At 71.3% G+C, this 22,266-nt stretch carries 20 protein-coding genes and 1 pseudogene; 14 read left to right on the forward strand and 7 right to left on the reverse strand.

Going from position 1 to position 22,266, the window contains the following annotated elements:
- Positions 1 to 333 precede the first annotated feature (333 nt).
- Positions 334 to 1,368, forward strand: a complete 1,035-nt coding sequence (locus AB0C02_RS11635) for an NAD-dependent epimerase/dehydratase family protein (RefSeq protein WP_357544790.1) — start codon at positions 334 to 336, stop codon at positions 1,366 to 1,368.
- On the opposite strand, the gene AB0C02_RS11640 is transcribed toward AB0C02_RS11635, so the two are convergent.
- Entirely contained in the window at positions 1,348 to 2,619 is a 1,272-nt protein-coding gene (locus AB0C02_RS11640) for a helix-turn-helix domain-containing protein (protein ID WP_357544806.1), read from the reverse strand. The two genes, AB0C02_RS11635 and AB0C02_RS11640, sit on opposite strands and share 21 nt — an antisense overlap.
- 247 nt (positions 2,620 to 2,866) lie before the next feature.
- Between AB0C02_RS11640 and AB0C02_RS11645 the strand changes: the two genes are divergently transcribed.
- Genes AB0C02_RS11645 through AB0C02_RS11660 form a run of 4 tightly spaced genes read left to right on the forward strand, consistent with a single transcriptional unit; the run spans position 2,867 to position 4,789 of the window.
- Positions 2,867 to 3,121, forward strand: coding sequence for a hypothetical protein (locus AB0C02_RS11645; protein WP_357544809.1), 255 nt, complete (start codon positions 2,867 to 2,869; stop codon positions 3,119 to 3,121).
- Positions 3,112 to 3,474, forward strand: a complete 363-nt coding sequence (locus tag AB0C02_RS11650) for a hypothetical protein (RefSeq protein WP_357544811.1) — start codon at positions 3,112 to 3,114, stop codon at positions 3,472 to 3,474. The genes AB0C02_RS11645 and AB0C02_RS11650 overlap by 10 nt, the downstream gene beginning before the upstream one ends.
- Positions 3,471 to 4,544, forward strand: coding sequence for an oxidoreductase (locus AB0C02_RS11655; protein WP_357544813.1), 1,074 nt, complete (start codon positions 3,471 to 3,473; stop codon positions 4,542 to 4,544). The genes AB0C02_RS11650 and AB0C02_RS11655 overlap by 4 nt, the downstream gene beginning before the upstream one ends.
- Positions 4,544 to 4,789 carry a hypothetical protein gene (locus AB0C02_RS11660; protein ID WP_357544817.1) on the forward strand — a complete coding sequence of 82 codons (246 nt, stop codon included), beginning with the start codon at positions 4,544 to 4,546 and terminating at the stop codon, positions 4,787 to 4,789. Before AB0C02_RS11655 ends, AB0C02_RS11660 begins: the two co-directional genes overlap by 1 nt.
- Positions 4,790 to 4,897: 108 nt before the next feature.
- Here AB0C02_RS11660 and AB0C02_RS11665 read toward each other — a convergent pair whose 3' ends face one another.
- The gene (locus AB0C02_RS11665; protein ID WP_357544821.1) at positions 4,898 to 5,383 is read right to left on the reverse strand and encodes a hypothetical protein; all 486 of its coding nucleotides are present in this window, start codon (positions 5,381 to 5,383) and stop codon (positions 4,898 to 4,900) included.
- A 302-nt stretch (positions 5,384 to 5,685) separates the two neighbouring features.
- Here AB0C02_RS11665 and AB0C02_RS11670 point away from each other — a divergent pair, with 302 nt between their 5' ends.
- The 3 genes from AB0C02_RS11670 (at position 5,686) to AB0C02_RS11680 (ending at position 10,452) form a co-directional block, all read left to right on the forward strand.
- Positions 5,686 to 7,287 carry an NAD(P)/FAD-dependent oxidoreductase gene (locus AB0C02_RS11670; protein WP_357546275.1) on the forward strand — a complete coding sequence of 534 codons (1,602 nt, stop codon included), beginning with the start codon at positions 5,686 to 5,688 and terminating at the stop codon, positions 7,285 to 7,287.
- Between the two features lie 191 nt (positions 7,288 to 7,478).
- Entirely contained in the window at positions 7,479 to 8,282 is an 804-nt protein-coding gene (locus tag AB0C02_RS11675; RefSeq protein ID WP_357544835.1) for an SGNH/GDSL hydrolase family protein, read from the forward strand.
- Between the two features lie 199 nt (positions 8,283 to 8,481).
- Positions 8,482 to 10,452 carry a glycoside hydrolase family 44 protein gene (locus AB0C02_RS11680; RefSeq protein WP_357544848.1) on the forward strand — a complete coding sequence of 657 codons (1,971 nt, stop codon included), beginning with the start codon at positions 8,482 to 8,484 and terminating at the stop codon, positions 10,450 to 10,452.
- 61 nt (positions 10,453 to 10,513) lie between these two features.
- Here the strand turns inward: AB0C02_RS11680 and AB0C02_RS11685 are convergent, their stop codons facing one another.
- Positions 10,514 to 11,002, reverse strand: coding sequence for a glutathione peroxidase (locus tag AB0C02_RS11685; protein ID WP_357544858.1), 489 nt, complete (start codon positions 11,000 to 11,002; stop codon positions 10,514 to 10,516).
- Positions 11,003 to 11,144: 142 nt separating this feature from the next.
- Between AB0C02_RS11685 and AB0C02_RS11690 the strand changes: the two genes are divergently transcribed.
- The 4 genes from AB0C02_RS11690 to AB0C02_RS11705 all read left to right on the forward strand — a co-directional run bounded on the left by AB0C02_RS11690 (position 11,145) and on the right by AB0C02_RS11705 (position 15,993).
- Entirely contained in the window at positions 11,145 to 12,773 is a 1,629-nt protein-coding gene (locus tag AB0C02_RS11690; RefSeq protein WP_357544868.1) for a glycosyl hydrolase family 18 protein, read from the forward strand.
- A 186-nt stretch (positions 12,774 to 12,959) separates the two neighbouring features.
- Positions 12,960 to 13,403: a hypothetical protein gene (locus AB0C02_RS11695; RefSeq protein ID WP_357544872.1), complete on the forward strand. Its 444-nt coding sequence runs from the start codon at positions 12,960 to 12,962 to the stop codon at positions 13,401 to 13,403.
- 99 nt (positions 13,404 to 13,502) lie between these two features.
- Positions 13,503 to 14,909, forward strand: a complete 1,407-nt coding sequence (locus AB0C02_RS11700) for a class II 3-deoxy-7-phosphoheptulonate synthase (RefSeq protein WP_357544880.1) — start codon at positions 13,503 to 13,505, stop codon at positions 14,907 to 14,909.
- A 49-nt stretch (positions 14,910 to 14,958) separates the two neighbouring features.
- Positions 14,959 to 15,993: a GntG family PLP-dependent aldolase gene (locus tag AB0C02_RS11705; RefSeq protein WP_357544890.1), complete on the forward strand. Its 1,035-nt coding sequence runs from the start codon at positions 14,959 to 14,961 to the stop codon at positions 15,991 to 15,993.
- A 101-nt stretch (positions 15,994 to 16,094) separates the two neighbouring features.
- Here the strand turns inward: AB0C02_RS11705 and AB0C02_RS11710 are convergent, their stop codons facing one another.
- Both AB0C02_RS11710 and pknB read right to left on the reverse strand, forming a co-directional pair.
- Complete coding sequence (locus tag AB0C02_RS11710) at positions 16,095 to 16,955, reverse strand: deoxyribonuclease IV (protein WP_357544900.1); 861 nt, start codon at positions 16,953 to 16,955, stop codon at positions 16,095 to 16,097.
- A gap of 56 nt (positions 16,956 to 17,011) precedes the next feature.
- Positions 17,012 to 18,994: a Stk1 family PASTA domain-containing Ser/Thr kinase gene (pknB, locus tag AB0C02_RS11715; RefSeq protein WP_357544908.1), complete on the reverse strand. Its 1,983-nt coding sequence runs from the start codon at positions 18,992 to 18,994 to the stop codon at positions 17,012 to 17,014.
- A 164-nt stretch (positions 18,995 to 19,158) separates the two neighbouring features.
- Between pknB and AB0C02_RS11720 the strand changes: the two genes are divergently transcribed.
- Complete coding sequence (locus AB0C02_RS11720) at positions 19,159 to 19,524, forward strand: Rv2175c family DNA-binding protein (protein WP_357546282.1); 366 nt, start codon at positions 19,159 to 19,161, stop codon at positions 19,522 to 19,524.
- Between the two features lie 17 nt (positions 19,525 to 19,541).
- Here the strand turns inward: AB0C02_RS11720 and AB0C02_RS11725 are convergent, their stop codons facing one another.
- Complete coding sequence (locus tag AB0C02_RS11725) at positions 19,542 to 20,624, reverse strand: polyprenyl synthetase family protein (protein WP_357544912.1); 1,083 nt, start codon at positions 20,622 to 20,624, stop codon at positions 19,542 to 19,544.
- 268 nt (positions 20,625 to 20,892) lie between these two features.
- Positions 20,893 to 21,117 (reverse strand): annotated as a pseudogene (locus AB0C02_RS11730) (helix-turn-helix transcriptional regulator); the annotation flags it as partial.
- Between the two features lie 223 nt (positions 21,118 to 21,340).
- Here AB0C02_RS11730 and metF point away from each other — a divergent pair.
- On the forward strand, positions 21,341 to 22,258 hold the full coding sequence (metF, locus tag AB0C02_RS11735) for a methylenetetrahydrofolate reductase [NAD(P)H] (RefSeq protein ID WP_357544923.1): 918 nt from the start codon (positions 21,341 to 21,343) through the stop codon (positions 22,256 to 22,258).
- Positions 22,259 to 22,266: the final 8 nt, after the last annotated feature.

The following is a 22,266-nucleotide window of genomic DNA, read 5'->3' on the forward strand; positions in this document are numbered from 1 at the left end:
CCCAAGCCGGCTCTTCGGAGAAGTCACTTCCCGGACCCGCCGAGACCCAGCTTAGAACCCCGATCTCGGCGGTGTCTTGACACAGAGGGGAGCCAGAAGCGGATACGGCATAGGGTCGATGCCGGCTCGCAGGTAACGGAACGCCACGATGGCCGCCCGCCCGTACCTGTGGGTCTCGCTGAATCCGCTGGCGGGCGCGCGCGGTTGAAGGCTCGGACGTGCCTCCGCCATCTGCGCGACGCTGTGCACGTTCAGCTGTACCTGGCTGTGTACGTTCACCCGTACGGCGACACGGGGGTTTGCTAGCGATTGGCCTGGGCGCAAGATGGAGCCATGCGTCTGTTGGTGCTCGGGGGGACCCGATTTGTTGGTCACGCCATCGTCACTTCGGCTATCGACGCCCGTTGGGATGTGACCGTTTTCAACCGAGGCACCTCGGCTTCGGCTCATGGTGTCGCACGACGGGTCCGGGGAGACCGAACGCAGCCAAGGGATGTGGCCGCTTTGGCCGCCGCTGGCCCTTGGGATGCCGTGGTGGACACCTCAGGCTACGTTCCGGCGAATGCGCTGGAGGTGGCCACTGCTCTCGCCCCGGTCGCCAACCGATACGTTTTCATGTCGACGGTCAGTGTCTATCGAGACTGGCCGGCGAAGCCGCTCACCGAGAACTCTGACGTGCTCCCATGCCCGCCCGACGCCGGACCCGGCTACGGCAGCGACACGGAGGACGGACCAACGCGGTACGGCTATCAGAAGTCAGGCTGCGAGGCGGCGGTGACCGCAGCGTTTGGTGAGGAACGGGCCACTCTCCTACGCCCCGGGGTGATACTCGGTCCTCGCGAATACGTCGGCCGGCTTCCTTGGTGGCTGCGACGAGTAGTAGCCGGGGGAGAGGTCCTGGCACCCGGCTCGCCCAACCGAACGATTCAGCCGATCGATGTGCGCGACGTCGCGACCTTCGCGCTACGCGCGATCACCGATGACCTATCCGGCGCGTACAACGTCTGTCGCCCCGTTGGCGGTGCCACCTTTGGCGGCCTGATGCGCGCCTGCGCCGATGCGACCGGTGCCGCTCCGGTCTTCACTTGGGTTCCCGGTGACATGCTGCTTCAATACGGCGTGCGGCAGTGGTCGGAGCTGCCGTTGTGGCGCACGTTCGAGGGAGTGTGGCAGGTCGATTCGACCAAGGCGCAGAGCGTCGGCCTGCGCTGCCGGCCGCTGCACGAGACGGTCGCCGACACCTGGCAGTGGCTCCAAACCAGCGGAGCTGCCCGGGCCGACGAGCGCGCCACCGAGATCGGCCTGGACCCGGAGAAGGAGGCTCGGGTGCTGGCTGCGTGGCACCGATCAGTCCATCAGCACGGGTGACTTCTCGGCCAGCCATCCGGAGACTTCCTCTGCGAGATGCCGAGCATCCTGGTCGTGGTCCCACGGCGATCCGCTCAGCAGGTGCCGGACTCTCGTCATTCGACCCGTCAGCGACGTGTTTCTCTTTTCGGTGGGAAGGTTCAGGACGTCGCCCAGCGCCTGGATGGTGCCGTCCCTGTCACCCATGCAAAGGTGCGCGGCCGCGAGATCGATTTTGATGCCGTTGACCTGTGAGTATGGCCGCCGGGCAGGTGGCAGGTGGTGGTAAGCGTCGAGGGCCTCCTGTGCACACCTGGCGGCCTCTTCACCATCGCCGACGTCGAGCCATGCGGCGGCTGCACAAGCTGCGGCTCTGGCTGGCCCGAAGGTAAACTCGCCTCCGAGCGACACGCTGAGTTCATCCGGACGCTCCGCCGCGAGCTCCTGGTCCCGGCGGGCGTCCTGTAGAGCCTCCCTCAGGGATGGTGAGTCACCGAGCAACGCGTGTGACCGCGCAGCGATGTGCCGAAGCCTCAACTTCGGCTCGCCATCGGGTGCGCTCGGCATTGCCTTGGCGAAGTACGCGAGTGCAGCGTCGGGTTCGTTGCGCCAGTTTGCGAGCGTCATCTGGAGACCCAACGTCCACACCGTCAGCGATGCCTGGCCGGCGAGGCCGGCGTACTGGTTCGAGGCGCGGGCAAGCGCGGCCGATTCGTTCCAACAGCCGAGGTCGAAGGCCGCCGACGCCATCAGGGCGGTTCCCTGGCCGATCACCAAGTAGAGGTCGGCAAGGTCGCCTGGCCGTCGGGTCTGTTCAGCCAACGTCCGAGCCTCTGTACTGAGCTGGCGGGCGGAAGCGAAAACGTCGGCAGCCGCCATGCTGACCGTCCGAGCCAGAACGGCTATGTCGTCCCGCAGGGATTCGATGCAGTCATGCGACATCGGCGCGGCGAGCAACAGCGGGTCATTGGCGAGGGCGTCGGCAGCCTGGCAAACCACATCAGCTGTCGCGTCGGCACCACGGCTCGTGCTCAACGTTCTCGGTGGCCCGCAGCCCGCCCGCCCTGCATCGGTCAACAACTCGTCCAACTGGTCGGGGGCGAGCTGAAGCGCCTCCGCAAGCCCGAGCCGGACCCACGGTTGAGGTGCTGACTCGCCGCGCTCCCACCGGACGACGGTGGTGCGGTCGACGCCGAGCTTCTCCGCGAGGCTCTCTTGGGTGTGGCCGACCGTCTTACGCCGCTGGGCGAGGCGCTGTCGCTTCAGGGCCATCACGGCACCTTCCGTTGCGGACGGTTACTGAACAGCACTACACAGTTACTCCAACCGGTGATCGTGATGCAACATCTGCGCGACTGTTTCGCCAAGTTGCTGCCCTGTGGCGGAAACGCCGCTGCCAAGAGGGTGGACGCATGGCCCGGGGCGGGTGCTGGGCTCCGGCGGGGCGTTTCCCCCGATCGCGTCTTCGCCGTCCCCGCCCGCTCCGGTGCCGCTCCAACTCTCGACGGAAGGGCTCTTCATGGCGGCGGTGCTGGACGACTTCCCGGTGCTCACTCCGGTCAGCGACGAGGATGTGGCGCTGGCCGTACGGGCGGTGTTGACGCACGCGCCGGAGCGGTGGCCGGCGGGTCCACTATGCCGCAGCGAGCGGGTGGCACATCCGTGCCGGCTGGCCCGGTGGGGTCGGGGCACGTCGCGGGCGGCCGGGCTCACCGAGGCACGGGTCGATGAGCTGGTCGCGGCCGGGGACCCGGACGCCTGGCCGTGGGCGTGACCGGCCTCGGGGCGTACCCGATGGAGGGCTGGCTGGGGCCGGCGGGGGTGCGCGACGCGGTGGCCCGGTGGCTGCGGCTGGTGGCGGCGGACGCGGAGCTTGCGCCGTACCTCATCGGGGTTGATCAGGCCCGGCTCGCCGGGCACCTGGCGCTGACCCTCACCGTGGCCCTCGGCGGGCCGGCCGGCGACATCGCCCGGCCGGCGGTCGGGGCGTGGCGCGGCCTGGGCCTGACCGAGGCGCAGCACCGCCGGGTGGTCGACTACCTGGCCGGGGTGCTGTGGGCGCTCGACGTGCCGGCCGACGCGGTCGATGCGGCGCGGCGGGCCTTCGCGGACGAGGCCGGCTCGTGACCGCCGCCCTCGCCGCGTCGTGGTCCGCCACCCTGCGGTACGCCCGCCAGGCGGCCGACGACTTCTGGTGCACCGTCGAGGATCGTTGCCGGGGGCTGCTGCCGGAGCGGATGGCCGGCGTGTTCCTCACCGCGCTGGGGCGGCTGGCCAGCGGCGGCGACGACCTAGCCGGGCGAGCGGCGCAGCTGGCCGTGCTCGGCCGCGCCTACCGCCGCTACCGGCTGCTGCCGCACCAGCTCACCATCGAGGACGCGCTGGCCGCCACCGTCGCCCGCCACGCACCGTGGACGCCCGAGCTGAGCGCGGCCTGGGCACAAGCGGGCCGGCGGGCGTCGGCGGCGGCGATCGACAGCGCCGCGCGGGCCGGCGACGGCCCGGCCTGGTGGCCGGCCCAGGTCATCGACCACGACCGGGCCGCCGATGGCTTCGCCATCCTGACCGTACGCCCCTGGCGACGTCTGCTCTTCCGGCCCGGCCAGGCGGTGCTGGTCTGCACCGAACGCTGGCCCGGCCGGTGGCGCTGGTTGTCGCCGGCCAACGCCCCACGCCCCGATGGCACCCTGGAGTTTCACGTCCGTACCGTCGCCGCCGTCTCCCGCGCCCTGGTGCACTCGGTACGCCCCGGCGACCCGATCTGGCTCGGCCCGCCGCACGACACCGGCCTGGCTCTCGACCCGGCCTCGGAGGCGGACCTGCTGCTGGTGGCCGGGGGCACCGGGCTGGCGCCGCTGCGCGCTCTGGTCGAGCAGGTCGCCGCGTCGCCGGCCGGGCGGCGGGTGACTCTGGTCGTTGGTGCCCGCACGTTCGCCGACCTCTACGACGCGGTCAGCCTGGACAAGCTCCAGTCCGCCCACGACTGGCTGACCATTGTGCCCGCGTTCTCGCACGATCCGCTGGCCGAGCCGGGGGCGCGGGGCGACGCGCTCACCGTGGCGATGGAGCATCATCGGCCCGGCCAGGAGGTCTACCTGTGCGGGCCGCCGCTGATGGTGGCCGGGTCGCGGCTACGGCTGCTCGCCGCCGGGGTGCCGGCCGAGCGGATTCACCTGCCCGACGGGTTCGCCGGCTGATGGCCGTCTACCGCAGCCGCAACGCGCTCGCCGGCCCGCTCACTCCGGGCCGCATCCGCGAGCTGCCACTGCCGCGTACCCAGCTCGGCCGGCGTGGCTACCGGCCCGAGGACGTCGACGCCCTGCTGCACCGGCTCGCGTGCGAGGTGGGGGAGCGGGCCCGGAGGCTCGATCTTGCGCAGGAGGAGAACCGCCGCCTCAAGCAGGCCCTCCGCACCTGGCAGACCAGCATCAGGAAAGAGTGACTGCCGATTGGCCGTGCGCGATGGGGCCGGTGATCAACCGGCCCCGATGGTTCCGTGCGCTTGCCCGCGGTGCCGTCCGTGTCGTGTGGCGCGCGACAGCGGGGGAGGTCAGGCGACAGGCGGTGCCAGGTAGGTCACCGGGGTGCCGCAGTAGCTGGGTGGGAGGGTGATGACCGGGCTGCGGCAGACCTGGACCACGACGCGGTTGATGCCCGTCTTGATGGGGTTGCCACCCAGGGTGAACGTGAACGGCACGACGCTGTTGTCGGCCACCCGGGTCTGCCGGTCAACCTCGACCGTGCCGGCGTAGGCGATGAACGTGGCACTGCTGTAGTACCCGTCGCTGGCGCAGGTGGTGGGGGCGTTGGGCACCGGTCGGTCGGTGAGCTTGCCGCTGACGTCGACGCCGAGCACCGGCGCCGGCGAAGCGGTGCCGTAGCGCCAGCCGAGGGTGCCCTCGGTTACGCCGTACCGGCATGCATCGCCGGAGTCGGCGTAGAACGATTGGCTGATGGTGGCGGCGTGGGCGATGCCCGGAGCGGCTACCACCGCCAGCAGGGCGGCCAGGGCCGCCACGAGGCGAGCTGCTCTCATCGTCGGTTCCTTTCTGCGTGGTGGGGAGTATCCAGGGGTAACGGCCAAACGACAGTCATCGATACGTTAGAGGCTCTGCCCGCTGTGGTAAAGCGGTCCCGACGGCTTGGGGCGGTCGACCCGGCACGGCGGCCTCCCCTGTCGGCATTTGTCTTCTCTGCGGACCGTTTCCCCGTGTCATTACCGACGCGCTCATGCACAACACATGGCCCGGGAGGTGACGGATGCCTGTACCAATGGCGGCGCGCTCGCTCCGCTCCGGGTCGGGGAGTAACTACCACACAGTGGCGTCGTTGCTCGGCATGCTGATAACGGGCGAACGTTGGGGCGACGCGGTGGACAGTTACGACATCATTGTCATCGGCAGCGGGCACAACGCCTTGATCGCCGCCGCGTACCTGGCCAGGGCCGGGCGCGAGGTGCTGATCCTGGAACGTAACGACCGGCCCGGCGGGCTGGTACGCACCGAAGAGATGACCTTGCCGGGATACCTGCACGACGTGTATTCCGCGTCGCATCCAATGCTGCTCGCCGGCCCCGTCTGGGCCGAACTGGGCGGGGAGCTGACCGCGCGCGGACTACGCTACGTCAACACGGAACTGCCCACAGGCGTGTCCTTTCCGGACGGCCGCACGGCCGTCCTGCACCGGTCGATGGATGCCATGGTGGCCGAGGCGGACCAGCTCTCGCCCGGCGACGGCCCCTCCTTCGCAGCCTGGATGTCGGCCTTCGCGCCGTACGCGGACGACGTCTTCGGACTCTTCTCGCGCGAGCTCAGCGAGCCGGAGGCCATGGCCACCGTCGGTCGGCTGCTCCGCGGCGACGGACCGGGGCTGACCCCCTTCGCGGTCGACCTGTTCGACACCGCACAGACCACCGTGTCACGGTTCTCCTCGCCGGTCCTGCAGGCGATGCTCGCTCCCTGGGTACTCCACGCGGGGCGTACCCCGAACGAGCCGGGCAGCGGCATCTGGGTCACCCTGTTCGCCCAGGCCGCGATGCTTGCGGGCATGCCAATCCCGATCGGTGGCAGCGAAGCCCTGGTCACCGCCCTGGCCCAGTTGGTCACCGATCACGGAGGGCGGATCGTGACCGGCGCGGAGGTCCATCAGATCCCGGTCGAGCATGGACGGGCAACCGGGGTGGTCACCGCCGACGGAACCCGGATAGCGGCTCGTCAGGCGGTGCTCGCCGGAACCAACGCCGACCAGCTGTATCTCAAGTTGCTCGGCGGCGACGCCCCGGATCAGCTGCGCGCTCAGGCCGCCCGTTACCGGTACGGCCGTGGATGTGTACAGATCCAGCTCGCCCTACGGGAACCGCCGCGCTGGCCGGACCCCCGTTTCGCGACCATCGGTCAGCCGCACCTGACCAGCGGCCTGAACGAATGCGCGCTTGCCGTGGCGCAGAGCATGGCAGGTCTGCTGCCCGCCGACCCGACGTTCACCGTGGACTGCCCGACCGCGCGGGATCCCAGCCGCGCTCCGGCCGGTGCGGCGATCCTTCGTGTGCAGCTGCTGGAGATGCCGATCCGCCCGCGCGGGGACGCGGCCGGGGTGATCGAGGTGGGCGACGGCAGCTGGAGTGACGACCTGACCAAGCGGGTGGTGGACCGGGTCATCGCCATTGTCGGCCGGCACATTCCCAACATCCCCGACGCGATCGTCGCGTACGCCGTCACCACTCCGGACGACCTGGCACGGTACAACCCGAACTGCGGCCCGGGCGACCCGTACGGCGGTGCACAGGACCTGGCGCAGAACTATCTGCTGCGCCCGCTGCCCGGCCAGCCCGGCCACCGTACGCCGATCGACGGGCTGTACCAGCTCGGTGCCGGCACCTGGCCGGGGGCCGGCGTCAGCGGCGGGTCCGGGTTCATAGTCGCCCAGCAACTGCTCCGTTGATCGAGCACCCCGGGCAGCGGGCTGCGGGGAGTGGCGTCGACCGGCGTCCAACCGCTTCCATGGCCTGCCCTGGTGCTGATTTGTGATCAAAAGGGTCTATCGGCGCTCCCTGCAAATCGATGATCTTCCGCCTCGGTCGAATCTATTGATATCAATCTCGCACCATCACTTCACACCCCCAGGAGTGACACGTGCGGAGATCCCGTCTCGCCTCCCTCGCCCTGACCCTGGCGTCATCGCTCGGCATCATGCTGACCCTGGCCGCCCCCGCCCAGGCCGCCGCGGCCGACCGCTACGTCGCGCTCGGCGACTCGTACGCCTCCGGCGTCGGCGCCGACAGCTACACCTCCGAGAGCGGCTCCTGTATGCGCAGCAACAACGCCTACCCCGCGCTCTACAACGCCAACATCAAGCCGGCCTCGTACCGCTCGGTGGCCTGCTCCGGCGCGACCACAGCCGACGTCATCAACAACCAGCTCTCCGCGCTGTCGTCGACCACCACCCTGGTCAGCGTCACCATCGGCGGCAATGACGTGGGCTTCTCCAACATCATGACCACCTGCGTCCTGCAGGGCGAGAGCCAGTGTGTGGCCGCCATCCAGGCGGCCGAGAACAAGGCCCGCAGCGAGCTGCCCGGCAAGCTCGCCAACGTCTACAACGGCATCAAGAGCAAGGCACCCTCGGCGCGGGTGGTGGTCGTCGGCTACCCGGTCTTCTACCAGCTCGGCATGGTCTGCGTCGGGCTCACCGAGACCTCCCGCGCGAAGATCAATGAGGGCATCAACCTGGTGGACGACATCACGAAGACGGCCGCCACCTCGGCCGGTTTCACGTTCGCCGACGTCCGGTCGATCTTCGTCGGCCACCAGTTGTGCAGCTACGGCGAAAAGTGGCTGCACGCTTTGAACTTCCTCAACCTCACCATCTCGTACCACCCGACGGCCGCCGGGCAGTCCGGCGGCTACTACCCGGTCTTCCGCTCCGCCGCGGGCTGAGCCGGGGGCGGACGCACGGGCCGCGCCGATCCTCGTCCGCGATCGGCGCGGCCCGCCGCACGGCCGGGACTGCCGTGCCGCCGGGACTGCCGTACCGCCGGGAGTGACGTGCGGTCGGGATTGACGGCCGGACGGGGAAACGTGATCCTGGGCAGGCGCTCCCAACGGCGAGCTTCGATTCCTTCAGGAAGGAAAGCTCGTGCGTCCCACCACAGCACTGCTCCCGGTCGTGCTGGCCGCCGCCCTCGGCGGCCTGGCCCTGCCGGAACCCGCCCTGGCCGTCGCCGGCCCCGCCCTGACCGTCGACGCCACCGCCGATCGACATTCGATCAGCCCATACATCTATGGGATGAACTTCGCCGACGAGGCCCTGGCCCGGGACATCCGGTTGCCGGTGCACCGGTACGGCGGCAACCACACCACCCGCTACAACTTCCGCACCGACACCACCAACCGCGCCTCGGACTGGTACTTCGAGAACATCCCGAACGACAACCCGGACCCGGCCAGCCTGCCGAAGGGCTCGGAGACCGACCGCTTCGTCCAGCAGAACAAGGCCACCGGCACGCAGACCGTGATGACCGTTCCGATGATCGGCTGGATCGCCAAGGACCGGGCCCGTTCCTGCAGCTTCAGCGTGGCCAAGTACGGGCCGCAGGAGTCGACCGATTACTGGGCGCCGGACTGCGGCAACGGTAGGAAGCCGGACGGCACCCCGATCACCGGCAACGACCCGACGGACACCAGCGTCGCGGTCGGCCCGGAGTACGTCGCCGACTGGATCACCCACCTCAAGGGACAGTTCGGCTCGGCGGCGAACGGCGGCGTCCAGTTCTACGACCTGGACAACGAGCCGGACCTGTGGCACTCCACCCACCGCGACGTCCGCCCGACCGGGCTGGGCTACGACGAACTGCGTGACCGCACCTACGAGTACGCCGCCGCGATCAAGGCCGCCGACCCGGGCGCGAAGACCCTCGGCCCGGTCGGCTGGGGGCTCAACTCGACCGTCTTCTCCGGGCTGGACCAGGACGTCTGCAGCCGTACCGGCTGCTGGGGGAACCCGCCGGACAAGGCCGCGCACGGCGGCCAGGACCTCGGCCCCTGGTATCTGGACCGGATGCGCGAGTACGAGGAGCGGCACGGCACCCGCATCCTCGACTACTTCGACATCCACATCTACCCCCAGCAGTCCGGGGTGTTCGGTGACGCGGCCGGTGACGCGGCCACCCAGGCGCTGCGGCTGCGCTCCACCCGCCAGCTCTGGGACCCGACGTACGTGGACGAGAGCTGGATCAACCAGCCGGTGCGGTTCATCCCGCGGCTGCGGGACATGGTCGACCAGCACTACCCGGGCACCAAGCTCGCGATCACCGAGTACAACTGGGGCGGGTACGGGTCCATGAACGGGGCGCTCGCCGAGGCGGACGTGTTGGGCATCTTCGGCCGCGAGGGGCTCGACCTGGCCAACCTGTGGACCGCCCCGTCGGCGGACCAGCCGGTCGCCAACGCCTTCCGGATCTACCGCAACTATGACGGCGCCGGCGGCGCGTTCGGCGAGACCTCCGTGTCGGCCACGAGCGCCGACCAGGGCAAACTGGCGGTGTACGCGGCCGAGCGCGCCAGCGACAAGGCGCTCACCCTGGTCGTGGTGAACAAGTCCGGCGACGACCTGACCAGCGCGGTGTCCCTGGCCGGCGTCTCCGCCACCACCGCCCAGGTCTACCGCTACAGCGAGGCGAACCTCGCCGGGATCGTCCGCGCGGCTGACCAGGCGGTCACGCCGAGCGGCTTCACCGCCACCTTCCCGGCCAACTCGATCACGCACCTGGTGCTGCCGCCCGCCCCGAAGGGTGACTGCCAGGTCTCCTACACGGTGCCGGGGGATTGGCCGGGCGGGTTCACCGCGCAGGTCGTCATCGCCAACACCGGCACCACGGCGACTAACGGCTGGCGGCTCGGCTTCGACTTCCCGGCCGCCGGCCAGGAGGTCACCCACGGCTGGTCGGCGGACTGGCGGCAGACGGGCGCGTCCGTGACGGCGGAGAGTTTGAGCTGGAACGCGCGGATCGAGCCGGGTGCCTCGGTCTTCCTCGGCTTCAACGGCGCCTGGACCGGCTCGAACCCGGTGCCGACGTCCTTCACCCTCAACGGCCGACGCTGCACCTGACCCGATCCGGCCGGGGCGGGCCCGGGGCGCGGTGACGCCCCGGGCCCGCCGCCGTCATCAGTCAGGCCGGGAGGACCTTTTCGATGGTGGCGCGCAGGTCGGGGGAGTCCGGGGTGACCTGCGGGGCGAATCGGGCGGCGACCGTGCCGTCCGGAGCCACCAGGAACTTCTCGAAGTTCCACCGCACGTCGCCGGTGTGTCCCTCGGCGTCGGGAGTGGACACCAGCTCGGCGTAGAGCGGGTGCCGGCCCGGCCCGTTGACGTCGACCTTCTCCGTCAGCGGGAACGTCACGCCGTAGTTGACCTGGCAGAACTCCTCGATCTCCGCGTCCGTGCCGGGTTCCTGGCCGGCGAACTGGTTGCACGGCACCCCGAGCACGGTCAGGCCTCGGTCGGCGTACTCGTCGGCGAGGGCCTGCAGGCCGGCGTACTGCGGGGTCAGGCCGCACCGGGAGGCCACGTTTACCACCAGCAGGGCGCGGCCGCGGTACCGCCCGAGCTCGGCCGGGCCGCCGGAGAGGGCGTCGATCCTTACGTCGAAAACGCTCATGAGGTGAGGTTACGCACCGCGCGGGCCGGACGGCGCGGGCGGCGACAAATCGAAGCATCTGCATCTTGACGAAGTGATGACGGTCTGAGTAGCGTCTCAGCAATCAATTAGGAAACTTTCCTAACCGTTTGGGAGGCGCCGCATGAAGAGATCGCTCCGCCGGGCCCTCTGGGCCACCGGTGCCGTGGTCGCGCTGACGATCGCGGCGGTACCGATGGCGACCGCGTCCGCCGCGGGCAGCGTGACCGCCACCTTCGCCAAGGTGCAGGACTGGGGGACCGGCCACGAGACGAAGGTGACCGTCACCAACGGCAGCAGCGCCAGCGTGAGCACCTGGCGCATCGAGTTCGACCTGCCCGCCGGCACCACCATCAGCACCTTCTGGGACGCCGACGTCACCAGCAGCGGCAACCACTACGTCGCGGTGCAGAAGAGCTGGGCCGGCCCGCTCGCGCCGGGTGCCAGCTTCAGCTGGGGCTACAACGGCACCGGGGCGTACAAGGCGCCGACGAACTGCACCGTCAACGGTGCCTCCTGCGCTGGCGGCGGCACTCCGCCGCCCACCACGGCCCCGCCGACGACCACCCCGCCGACGACGGCCCCGCCCACCACCGCACCGCCGACGACGGCCCCGCCCACCACGACGCCGCCCAGCGGCGGCAAGAAGGTGGTCGGCTACTTCGCCGAGTGGGGCGTCTACGCCCGCAACTACCACGTCAAGAACATTCACACCAGCGGGTCCGCGAGCAAGCTCACCCACATCCTGTACGCCTTCGGCAACACCACGGGCGGTCGGTGCAGCCTCGGTGACAGCTACGCCGACTACGACAAGGCGTACACGGCGGCGGACAGCGTGGACGGCGTGGCCGACACCTGGGACCAGCCGCTGCGCGGCAGCTTCAACCAGCTCCGCAAGCTGAAGAAGATGTACCCCAACCTCAAGGTGCTCTGGTCCTTCGGCGGCTGGACCTGGTCGGCCGGCTTCACCCAGGCCGCGCAGAACCCGGCCGCGTTCGCCGACTCCTGCTACTCGCTGATCAAGGACTCGCGCTGGGCGGACGTCTTCGACGGCATCGACATCGACTGGGAGTACCCGAACGCCTGCGGCCTGCAGTGCGACAGCAGCGGCCCGAACGCCTTCAAGAACGTGGTCAGCGCGCTGCGGAGCAAGTTCGGCGCCAACTTCCTGGTCACCGCCGCGATCACCGCCGACGGCAGCAACGGCGGCAAGATCGACGCGGCCGACTACGCGGGCGCGGTGTCGAACCTCAACTGGCTGATGCCGATGACGTACGACTACTTCGGCGCCTTCAACCCGCAGGGCCCGACCGCGCCGCACTCGCCGCTCACCTCGTACGTCCCCATCCCGCAGCAGGGCTTCTGGGCGGATGCGGCGATCCAGAAGCTCAAGGGCAAGGGGGTTCCCTCGGACAAGCTGCTGCTCGGCATCGGCTTCTACGGCCGTGGCTGGACCGGGGTCACCCAGGCCACGCCGGGCGGCACCGCCACCGGCCCGGCGCCCGGCACCTACGAGCAGGGCATCGAGGACTACAAGGTGCTCAAGAACACCTGCCCCGCCACCGGCACGATCGGCGGCACCGCGTACGCCAAGTGCGGCAGCAACTGGTGGGGCTACGACACCCCGTCGACCATCGGCGGAAAGATGACGTACGTGAAGAACCAGGGCCTCGGTGGCGCCTTCTTCTGGGAGCTCTCCGGTGACACCAGCAACGGCGAGCTGATCGGCGCCATCAAGGGCGGTCTCGGCTGAGCCGAGGGCCGACGCACCACCCACCCGGCGGGGAGGGGCCACACCGGCCCCTCCCCGCCCGCCGTGCCGGGACCGGTTCACGGGGACGGTCGGGGTGGGCCGGGCCGCGGAGCCCCGGCCCGGGGTCGATGTGTGGCAGACTCGCCGCTCGGCATGTCCCGATGCCGGCGTCAATGGGGAGGATCGATGACGCACCTGAGGCCGCTGGCCGGCGTGGCCGGGCTCGCGCTCCTGCCGATCGTCCTGACCGGCTGCGGGCAGGGCGGGGCGCAGCGGTCGCCGGCCGACGAGGCGGCGGCCAGGGTGCAGGCGTACCTCGACGCGATGGCCGCCAAGGACGTCGACGCCGGCCGCAGCCAACTCTGCGCGCCCGCCCAGGCCGCCTTCGACGCCGCCGCCACCGGCCCCAACGGTGACTTCGCCGACCACTTCCGCGTGCCACGGGCCACCATCACCGACGTCCGGTCCGGCCCGGACGGCCAGCAGGTCAGCACCGCGATCACCGTCGCCGTCGGTTCCCGCAAGGCCACCCGGCCGCTGCTGTTCACGGTCACCCGCAGCGGCGCCGACTGGTGCATCTCGGCCGAGGCGCCGGGCGGCCACACCCCGAAGCCCGCCACCGCCCCCTGACGGGCGGCGTCGGCCCGGAATGTGTCGGTGCTCTCCCAACCACCGGAACCGTCCCCCTCGGCGACAGGCCACGACCACCGTCGCCGTACGCTTTCTCTCATGCGCCATGAGTGGCATCAGCTGAGTCACCCCGCGGTGGGCAGCCCACAACTGCGGACCAGCCGTCCGACCGCCGACTCCGCCGAGGACGCGGCCCTCGGCCTGGACCGCTGGCGGGAGCTTCCCCGCGCGCAGACGCCGCCCTGGTCGGACCCGGCCCAGGTCGCCGAGGTCTGCAAGGTGCTCGACACCGTTCCGTCAGTGGTCGCGCCCTACGAGGTCGACCAGCTCCGGCAGCGGCTCGCGCTGGTCTGCGAGGGCAGGGCGTTCCTGCTCCAGGGCGGTGACTGCGCGGAGACCTTCGCCGACAACACCGAGAGCCACCTGTTGGCCAACGCCCGCACCCTCCTCCAGATGGCGATCGTGCTGACGTACGGCGCGTCGCTGCCGGTGATCAAGGTCGCCCGGGTCGCCGGCCAGTACACCAAGCCCCGGTCCCTGCCGACCGACGCCCGTGGCCTCCCCGCCTACCGCGGCGACATGATCAACTCGCTGGAGGCCGCGCCGGAGGCCCGGATCGCCGACCCACAGCGCATGATCCGGGCGTACGCCAACTCGGCCGCCGCGATGAACATGCTCCGGGCGTACCTGGCCGGCGGGCTGGCCGACCTGCACGCGGTGCACGACTGGAACAAGGGCTTCGTCAAGCAGTCGCCGGCCGGCGAGCGCTACGAGGCGATCGCCCGGGAGATCGACCGGGCCATCGCCTTCATCCGTGCCTGCGGGATGACCCAGGACGAGGCGCTGCGCACCGTCACCCTCTACTGCTCCCACGAGGCCCTGGCACTGGAGTACGACCGGGCGCTCACCCGGATCTCCGGCAACCGGGCCTACGGCCTGTCCGGGCACTTCCTCTGGATCGGCGAGCGGACCCGGCAGATCGACGGGGCGCACATCGACTTCATCTCCCGGATCGCCAATCCGATCGGCGTGAAGCTCGGCCCGACCACCACCCCCGACGAGGCCATCGAGCTCTGCGAGAAGCTCAACCCGGACAACATCCCCGGTCGGCTCACCCTGATCAGCCGGATGGGCAACCACCGGGTCCGCGACGCCCTGCCCCCGATCGTGGCCAAGGTCACTGCGGCCGGCGCCAAGGTGGTCTGGCAGTGCGACCCGATGCACGGCAACACCCACGAGTCCTCCAACGGCTACAAGACCCGGCACTTCGACCGGATCGTCGACGAGGTGCTCGGCTACTTCGAGGTGCACCGTGGCCTGGAGACCCACCCCGGCGGCCTGCACGTCGAACTGACCGGCGAGGACGTCACCGAGTGCCTCGGCGGCGCCCAGGGCATCGAGGACCTCGACCTGCCCGACCGGTACGAAACCGCCTGCGATCCGCGATTGAACACCCAGCAGTCGCTGGAGTTGGCCTTCCTCGTGGCGGAGATGCTCCGTGGCTGACGCGAGGAGTGAGCCGGGTTTGCGAGCCCCGCAGTCGGCAGCCGAAAGGATGACTGTGGCTGACTTTGTTGATCTGCGTTCCGACACGGTGACCCGGCCGACGCCCGGGATGCGGGAGGCCATGGCCACCGCCGAGGTCGGCGACGACGTCTACGGCGAGGACCCGACGGTCGCGGCGCTGGAGGCCGAGGTCGCCGCCCTCTTCGGGCACGAGGCGGCGCTGTTCGCCCCGAGCGGCTCGATGGCCAACCAGATCGCCCTCCAACTGGTCGTGCCGCAGGGCGACGAACTGCTCTGCGACGCCGACGCGCACGTCGTCACGTACGAGATCGGCGCGGCGGCCGCGTACGGCGGGATCTCTTCGCGGACCTGGCCGGCCGTCGGCGCGGAGATCGACCCGGACGTGGTGGCCGGGATGGTCCGGCCGGACGGCTACTTCGCGGTGCCGACCCGGGCGATCGCCGTCGAGCAGACCCACAACCGGGGCGGCGGCGGGGTGATCCCCCTCGCGACCCTGCGCGAGCTGCGCCGGGTCGCCGACGAGCACCGGCTCGCCCTGCACTGCGACGGCGCCCGGATCTGGCACGCGCACGTCGCCGACGGCGTGCCGCTGGCGGAGTACGGCACGCTCTTCGACACCCTGTCGGTCTGCCTCTCCAAGGGGCTCGGTGCGCCGGTCGGCTCCCTGGTGATCGGCAGCACCGAGAAGATCGCCCGGGCCCGGTTCATCCGCAAGCGGATGGGCGGCGGCCTGCGGCAGGTCGGAATCCTCGCCGCCGCCGGCCGGTACGCTCTCGCCCACCACGTCGAGCGCCTCGCCGAGGATCACGCCAAGGCGGCCCGGCTGGCCGAGGCCGTCGCCCCGTTCGGGGTGCTCGCCGCACCGGTGCGCACCAACATCGTTCCGCTCGACCTGACCAAGCACCCGCTCGACGCGAAGGCCCTGGCCGCCACCGCCCGGGCGGAGGGCGTGCTGATCTCGGTGCTCGGCCCGCGTACCGCCCGCCTGGTCACCCACCTGGACGTCACCGACGCCGCCGTAGACCGCGCCGCGCAGGCCCTAACCCGCGTCCTCCGCGCCTGACCGGAGGCTTTCGTTGATCAACGAGTTTGCGTCGGATTCCGTGACACGGCCGACGCAAATTCCTTGATCAACGCCGACCCGGTCGGGGCGGGGGTGGGCTGTCAGGGGTGGAGGCGGTTGAGGGTGGCGATGTCGGCGGCGTGGCCGAGGTGCTTCTCCGTCGGGGTCTCCACCAGGATCGGGACGCCCGCAGTCGTCGGGTGACGCATCAGCTCGGCGAACGCCGGCTCGCCGATGCTGCCCTTGCCGATGTTCTCGTGCCGGTCCCGGGTCGAGCCACACAGATCCTTCGAGTCGTTCGCGTGCACCAGCCTCAACCGGTCCGCGCCGACGGTGGCGACCAGGGTGTCCAGCGTGGCGGTCATCCCGCCCTCGGCGGCCAGGTCGTGGCCGGCAGCCCAGGCGTGGCAGGTGTCGAAGCAGACGCCCAACATCGGGTGGCGGTCCACCGCGTCCAGGTAGGGGCCCAGGTGCTCCACCCGGGAGGCCAGCGACCGGCCGCCCCCGGCGCTCGGCTCGACCAGCAGCATCGGCCCGCCGACGGCCGCCACCTCGTCCAGCAGCGGCAGCAGGGCCTCGCGTACCTGCCGCAGCGCCGTCTCGGCGTGCCCCGCGTCCACCGCGCTGCCGGCATGGAACACCACCCCCTCGGCGCCGATCGCCCGGCCCCGGCGCAACGCGTGCGCCAGGGTCTGCGTCGACCGCTCGACGGTGGCCGGCGTCGGGGAGCCGAGGTTCACCAGCAGCGAGGCGTGGATGAACACCGGCACCTCCCGCTCGCCGCAGCCGTCCCGGAACAGCGCGTCCTGCGCCGGGTCGCCCGCCGGCAGGGCCCAGCCACGGGAGTTCGAGACGTAGACCTGCACCACCTCGGAGGCCGTCGCGTCGAGGTACGGCAGCGCCGCCTTCGCCAGGCCACCCGAGGTGGGGGTGTGCGCGCCAACCCGCCGCCGCTCGCTCACAGGGCCGCCTTTCGTTCGCGACTGCGGGGCTCGCAAACCCGGCTCACTCCTCGCGCTCACAGGCACGTCACCGTGACCGGGGTGCCTGGCGGCACCGGCGTGTTCTCGCCCGGGTTCTGGAAGCGGGCCACCCCGCTGGGGTTGACCTGGATGCTGGTCGGGAAGCCCTGGCTCTCCAGCAGCTGCTTGGCCTGATCGCAGGGCATGTCGATCACCCGGGGCACGGCCACCTGCGGTGGCCCCTTGCTGATCTCCAGTCGGACCTGGGCGCCCTTCTCCACGCCGGCGCCGTCGGCCGGGCTCTGCCCGATGATCTCACCCTGCGGCTTGTCCGAGTCCTTGTACGACTCCACCAGGGTCAGCTCGAGCTGGCCGAGGATGCCCCGGGCCTCGTCGAGGTTCTTGCCCACCAGGTTCGGCACGCTGACCGGGGCGCGGCCCTTGCTCAGTGTCACGGTCACCTTCGTGCCCGGTTTGACCATCGTGCCCACCTTTGGGTTGGTGGACAACACGACCCCGGCCGGCAGTTCGTCGTCGTACTTGTTCGGGCCCTTGGCCACCACCAGCTTGGCGTCGGTCAGCTCCGTCTGCGCCAGCTCGAACTCCTTGCCCACCACGTCCGGCACCGGCAGCTGCTCCGGACCTAGCGACAGGGTCAACGTGATGGTGCCGCCCTTGACGATCCGGGCCGCAGCGGCCGGATCCTGCCGCAGGATGCTGTCCTTCGGCACCTTCTCGTCGTAGCGGGACTCGGCGTACTTCAGGGTGAAGCCGCCCTGGGCGGCCCGTGCCTTCGCGTCGGCCTTCGTCAGGCTCGCCAGCTGCGGGGCGACCGTGTAGCGGCCCACCCCGAACCACCAGCCGCCGACTGCGGCGACCAGGCCGAGCACCACGGCCACCGCGGCCACCGCCAGCCGGCCGCGGGGCGAACCCAGCACCCGGGCGCGCAACTCGGCCAGCCCGCCGCCCCGGTCGTCCGCAGGAACGGCCCGGCGGCGGTGCGGGCGTTGCCCGTCGCTCTCGGGCAGCCGGGCCCAGGCGGGACGCTCGGCGGGGCGGACCGCCGCCACCACCATGGTGGGCTGGGCTATCGGTGTGGTCTCGCCGCCCACCGTGGGCAGCACCGTGGTGTGCGAGTTGACGTTGCCCAGATTGTCCCGGGCCACCTGCACCTCGGCCAGCAGCGCGCCGGCGTCGGCGGGCCGGGCGCCGGGGTCGCGCCGGGTGGCCCGGCCGACCAGGTCGTCGAGGATCTTCGGCAGGCTCGGCACCAGGGTCGACGGGGCGGGCACGTCCCGGTCGACGTGCTGCCACGCGACGTCCACCGGACGGTCGCCGTCGTACGGCACCCGGCCGGTGAGCATCTCGAACAGCACGATGCCGGCGGAGTAGACGTCGGTGCGCGGGTCCGCGTGACCCGCGGTGACCAGCTCCGGGGCCACGTACGCCACGGTGGCCATCAGCTGGTTGCCGTTCTCCTCCTCGGCGCTCGCCTCGACCGCGCGGGCCAGCCCGAAATCGGCTACCTTGACCACGCTGTCCACCAGGTTGAAGGTGCCGCCGGTGGGCGCCTCGGCGACCAGCACGTTCTCCGGTTTGACGTCGCGGTGCACGAGGCCGGCCCGGTGGGCGGCGGCGATCGCGGCGAGCATCTGTTCGGCGATCGCGAGGGCCTCGTCCGGGTTGAGTCGGCGCCGCTCGGCGAGGACGTCGCGCAGGGTGCGGCCCCGGACGTACTCCATCACCAGGTAGGGGAGGCCGCCGTGGGTGCCCTGGTCGTAGACCGCTACCACGTTGGGATGGGTCAGCCGGGCGATGGTCTTCGCTTCGTCGGTGAATCGCTCGACGAAGCCGGCCATCCGGGACCGGGCGTCGGGGGCCTGGGTCGGGTGAATGATCTTGACCGCCACGGTGCGTTCGAGGCGCTCGTCGGTGGCGGTGTACACGGTCGCCATGCCGCCACGGGCCACGCGACCGCGAATGCGGTAGCGCCCGTCGATCAGCGAGCCCAGCAACGTGTCGGCGACCTGTGTGTCCATCGGCAGGCAGTCTATGTGTCCAAGGGGTGAAGGTTGAACAGGATGCTACAGCCGGGGTCGGCGCGGGCAGGTTCGACAGGCGGTGGCGGGACGGGGGGTGCCGGTGCCCGGGCCGACGAGGCGCGTGGCAGGGTGGTCGGGTGACCGATTCCGTACCCGCCGACATGGCCGCCAACGGCGCCGACCTGCCCGGACCGACCGACCCGGCCGGCTGGCTGACCCTGCCGGACGTGGCCGAGCGCCTTGACCTGTCGATCAGCAAGGTCCACCAGATGATCCGGGACCGGGAGTTGATCGCGGTACGCCGGGACGGCATCCGCCGCGTACCGGCCGACCTGGTGGCCAACCGCACCGTGCTCAAGCACCTGCCCGGCGTGCTGAACCTGCTCGCCGACGCCGGGTACGACGACGAGGAGGCGCTGCGCTGGCTCTACGAGGAGGATTCCACCCTTTCCGGCACGCCGGCCGTTGCCCTCGGCGGTGACCAGGCCCGCGAGGTCAAACGCCGCGCCCAGGCCCTCGGCTTCTGACAGCCCGGCCCGGCCGGTCAGTCGGTGCGGCGGGTGGCGGCGATGGCCAGGTCGACCAGGGCCTGGCGGGCCTCGGTGTCCAGGTCGACCCCGGTGAGAGCGGCGAGCGCGTTCTCGGTCAACGTCGCGATCCGCCGCTCGGTACGCTCCAACGCTCCACTGGCCACGATCACCTCGCGCAGCCGGGTCACCCCGTCCACGTCCAGCCCCGGATCGCCGAGCCCGCGAAGCAGCAGCTCACGGCCGGCCTCGTCGACCCCCTCCAGGGCGGTCGCCACCAGGTACGTCCGCTTGCCCTCGCGCAGGTCGTCGCCGGCCGGCTTGCCGGTGCGCTCCGGGTCCCCGAAAACGCCCAGCATGTCGTCGCGGAGCTGGAACGCCTCGCCCAGCGGCAGCCCGTACGCCGAGTACGCCGCGTGCACCTCGGGCGAAGCGTCGGCCAGCGCGGCGCCCAGCAGCAACGGGCGCTCGACCGTGTACTTCGCCGACTTGTAGCGGGCCACCTTGCCGGCCCGCTCCCGGGAGGTGTCCCCGGTCACCTGGGTCAGCACGTCGAGGTACTGCCCGACGGTCACCTCGGTGCGCATCTTGTCGAAAACCGGGCGGGCCCGGGCCACCGTACGCGGGTCGAGGCCGGCGGAGTGCAGCAGCTCGTCCGACCAGACCAGGCAGAGGTCGCCGAGGAGGATCGCCGCCGCGTCGCCGAATCCGTCCGGGTCGCCGCCCCAGCCGGCCGCACGGTGCCGGGCCGCGAAGCGCCGGTGCACCGCCGGCTCGCCGCGCCGGGTGTCCGAGCGGTCCATCAGGTCGTCGTGCATCAGGGCGCTGGCCTGCACGAACTCCAGCGCGGCGAGGGCGGCCACCACCTGGTCGGAGTCGACCCCGCCGGCCCCCCGGTAGCCCCAGTACGCGAACGCCGGGCGCAGCCGCTTTCCACCCCCCAGCACGAACGCCTCGATCGCCTCGGCGACCGGTGCCAGACCGTCGTCGACTGCGGTCAGCCAGGCGCGCTGGCCGGCGAGGAACTCGGTGAGGGCCTTGTCGATCCGCTGGCGCAGGCCGGCGCGGTCGACGGGGGAGACGGGAGCAGCGTGGGTCACGCCACGACGCTAGCCGGTCCCGCCGGACGTGTCGTCCCCCCATGTCGCTCTGCCGGGCGGGGCGTCGGGATCCCGCCGCTGCGGGCCCGTCCGCCGCACCCGTCGGCAGGTACGGGCGGGCCACGGCGAGCCGGCCGGCGTACCGGCGGGCCGCCGGCCCGTCGCGGCGCGCGGCCAGCCGACGGCGTACCGCGACGAGTTGGCCGACCCCCGGGGCGAGCCGGACCGGACGGAGTCGGCGGCTGTGCGCGGCGGCCTCGGCGAGCAGCTCGCCCGGTACCCCGAGGACCCGCGCGAGCCAGCCCGACCAGAAGTCGCCGGGCAGCCGGCACTGCCGCTCCCATCGGGAGACCTCGTGTCTGGTCAGCGTCGGCACGCCGGAGGCGGCACAGAGCTCGGCGGCGACCCGCTGCTGGCTCCAGCCGCGCGTGGACCGCAGCTCGGTCAGGAGCTGCCCGAGCGGCCGCGGCTCGGATGGCGGGAACGAGGTCATCGGTCCTCCGGGGTGTCGGCGCGGGCGACGGCGCGCACGCCGGCAGTGCCGGACCGACGCGCCGCCGATCTTGCTGACCCCCACGCGGGCCCCCGGGGCCGGCCACCGCCCGGCCCCACCGCGCTGCCGCCGTTTCTACCCCGGGGTACGACGTTCCTCATGCCCGTGCTCGCAAGCTGGGAAGACCCTGGGTACGGGGAAAGATCACGGCTACAGTCGATCCGTGGCGCTCGGTCTTCCCTCGGTCCTTCCCAACCCGCAACCGGCTATCGGGGAGCTGATCCGTGCCGGCCAGCCGACCTTCTCGTTCGAGTTCTTCCCGCCCAAGACGCCGCAGGGGGAACGTCTGCTCTGGCAGGCCATCCGCGAGTTGGAGCCGCTGCGCCCCTCGTTCGTCTCGATCACCTACGGCGCGGGCGGCTCGACCCGGGACACCACGGTCGCGGTGACCGAGCGGATCGCCACCGAGACCACCCTGCTGCCGATGGCACACCTGACCGCGGTCAACCACTCGGTCGCCGAGCTGCGGCACGTCATCGGCCGGCTGGCCTCCGTCGGCGTCCGCAACGTGCTGGCCGTGCGCGGCGATCCGCCGGGCAATCCCGGCGGCGAGTGGGTTCGGCACCCGGAGGGCGTGCGGTACGCCGAGGAGCTGGTTCGGCTGGTCCGCGACGCCGGTGACTTCAGCGTCGGGGTGGCCGCCTTCCCCTACAAACATCCGCGCTCGCCCGACGTGGCCAGCGACACCGAGCACTTCGTCCGCAAGTGCCAGGCGGGCGCCGCGTTCGCCATCACCCAGATGTTCTTCGACGCCGACGACTACCTGCGCCTGCGGGACCGGGTCGCGGCGGCCGGCTGCGACACCCCGATCCTGGCCGGCGTGATGCCGGTGACCCAGCTGGGCACCATCGAGCGGTCCGTGCAGCTCTCCGGCGCGCCGTTCCCGCCCGCGCTGGCGGAGCGGTTCGCCCGGGTCGCCGAGGATCCGGAGGCGGTCCGCCGGCTCGGCATCGAGCAGGCCAGCGAGATGTGCGCGCGGCTGCTGGACGAGGGTGTGCCGGGGATCCACTTCATCACCCTCAACCGCTCCACCGCCACCCGGGAGGTCTGGCAGCACCTGCGGGCCGGCGCACGGGTGTGACCAGCGGC

Source organism: Micromonospora sp. NPDC048999 (genome assembly GCF_040649295.1).
Taxonomy (GTDB): Bacteria; Actinomycetota; Actinomycetes; order Mycobacteriales; family Micromonosporaceae; genus Micromonospora.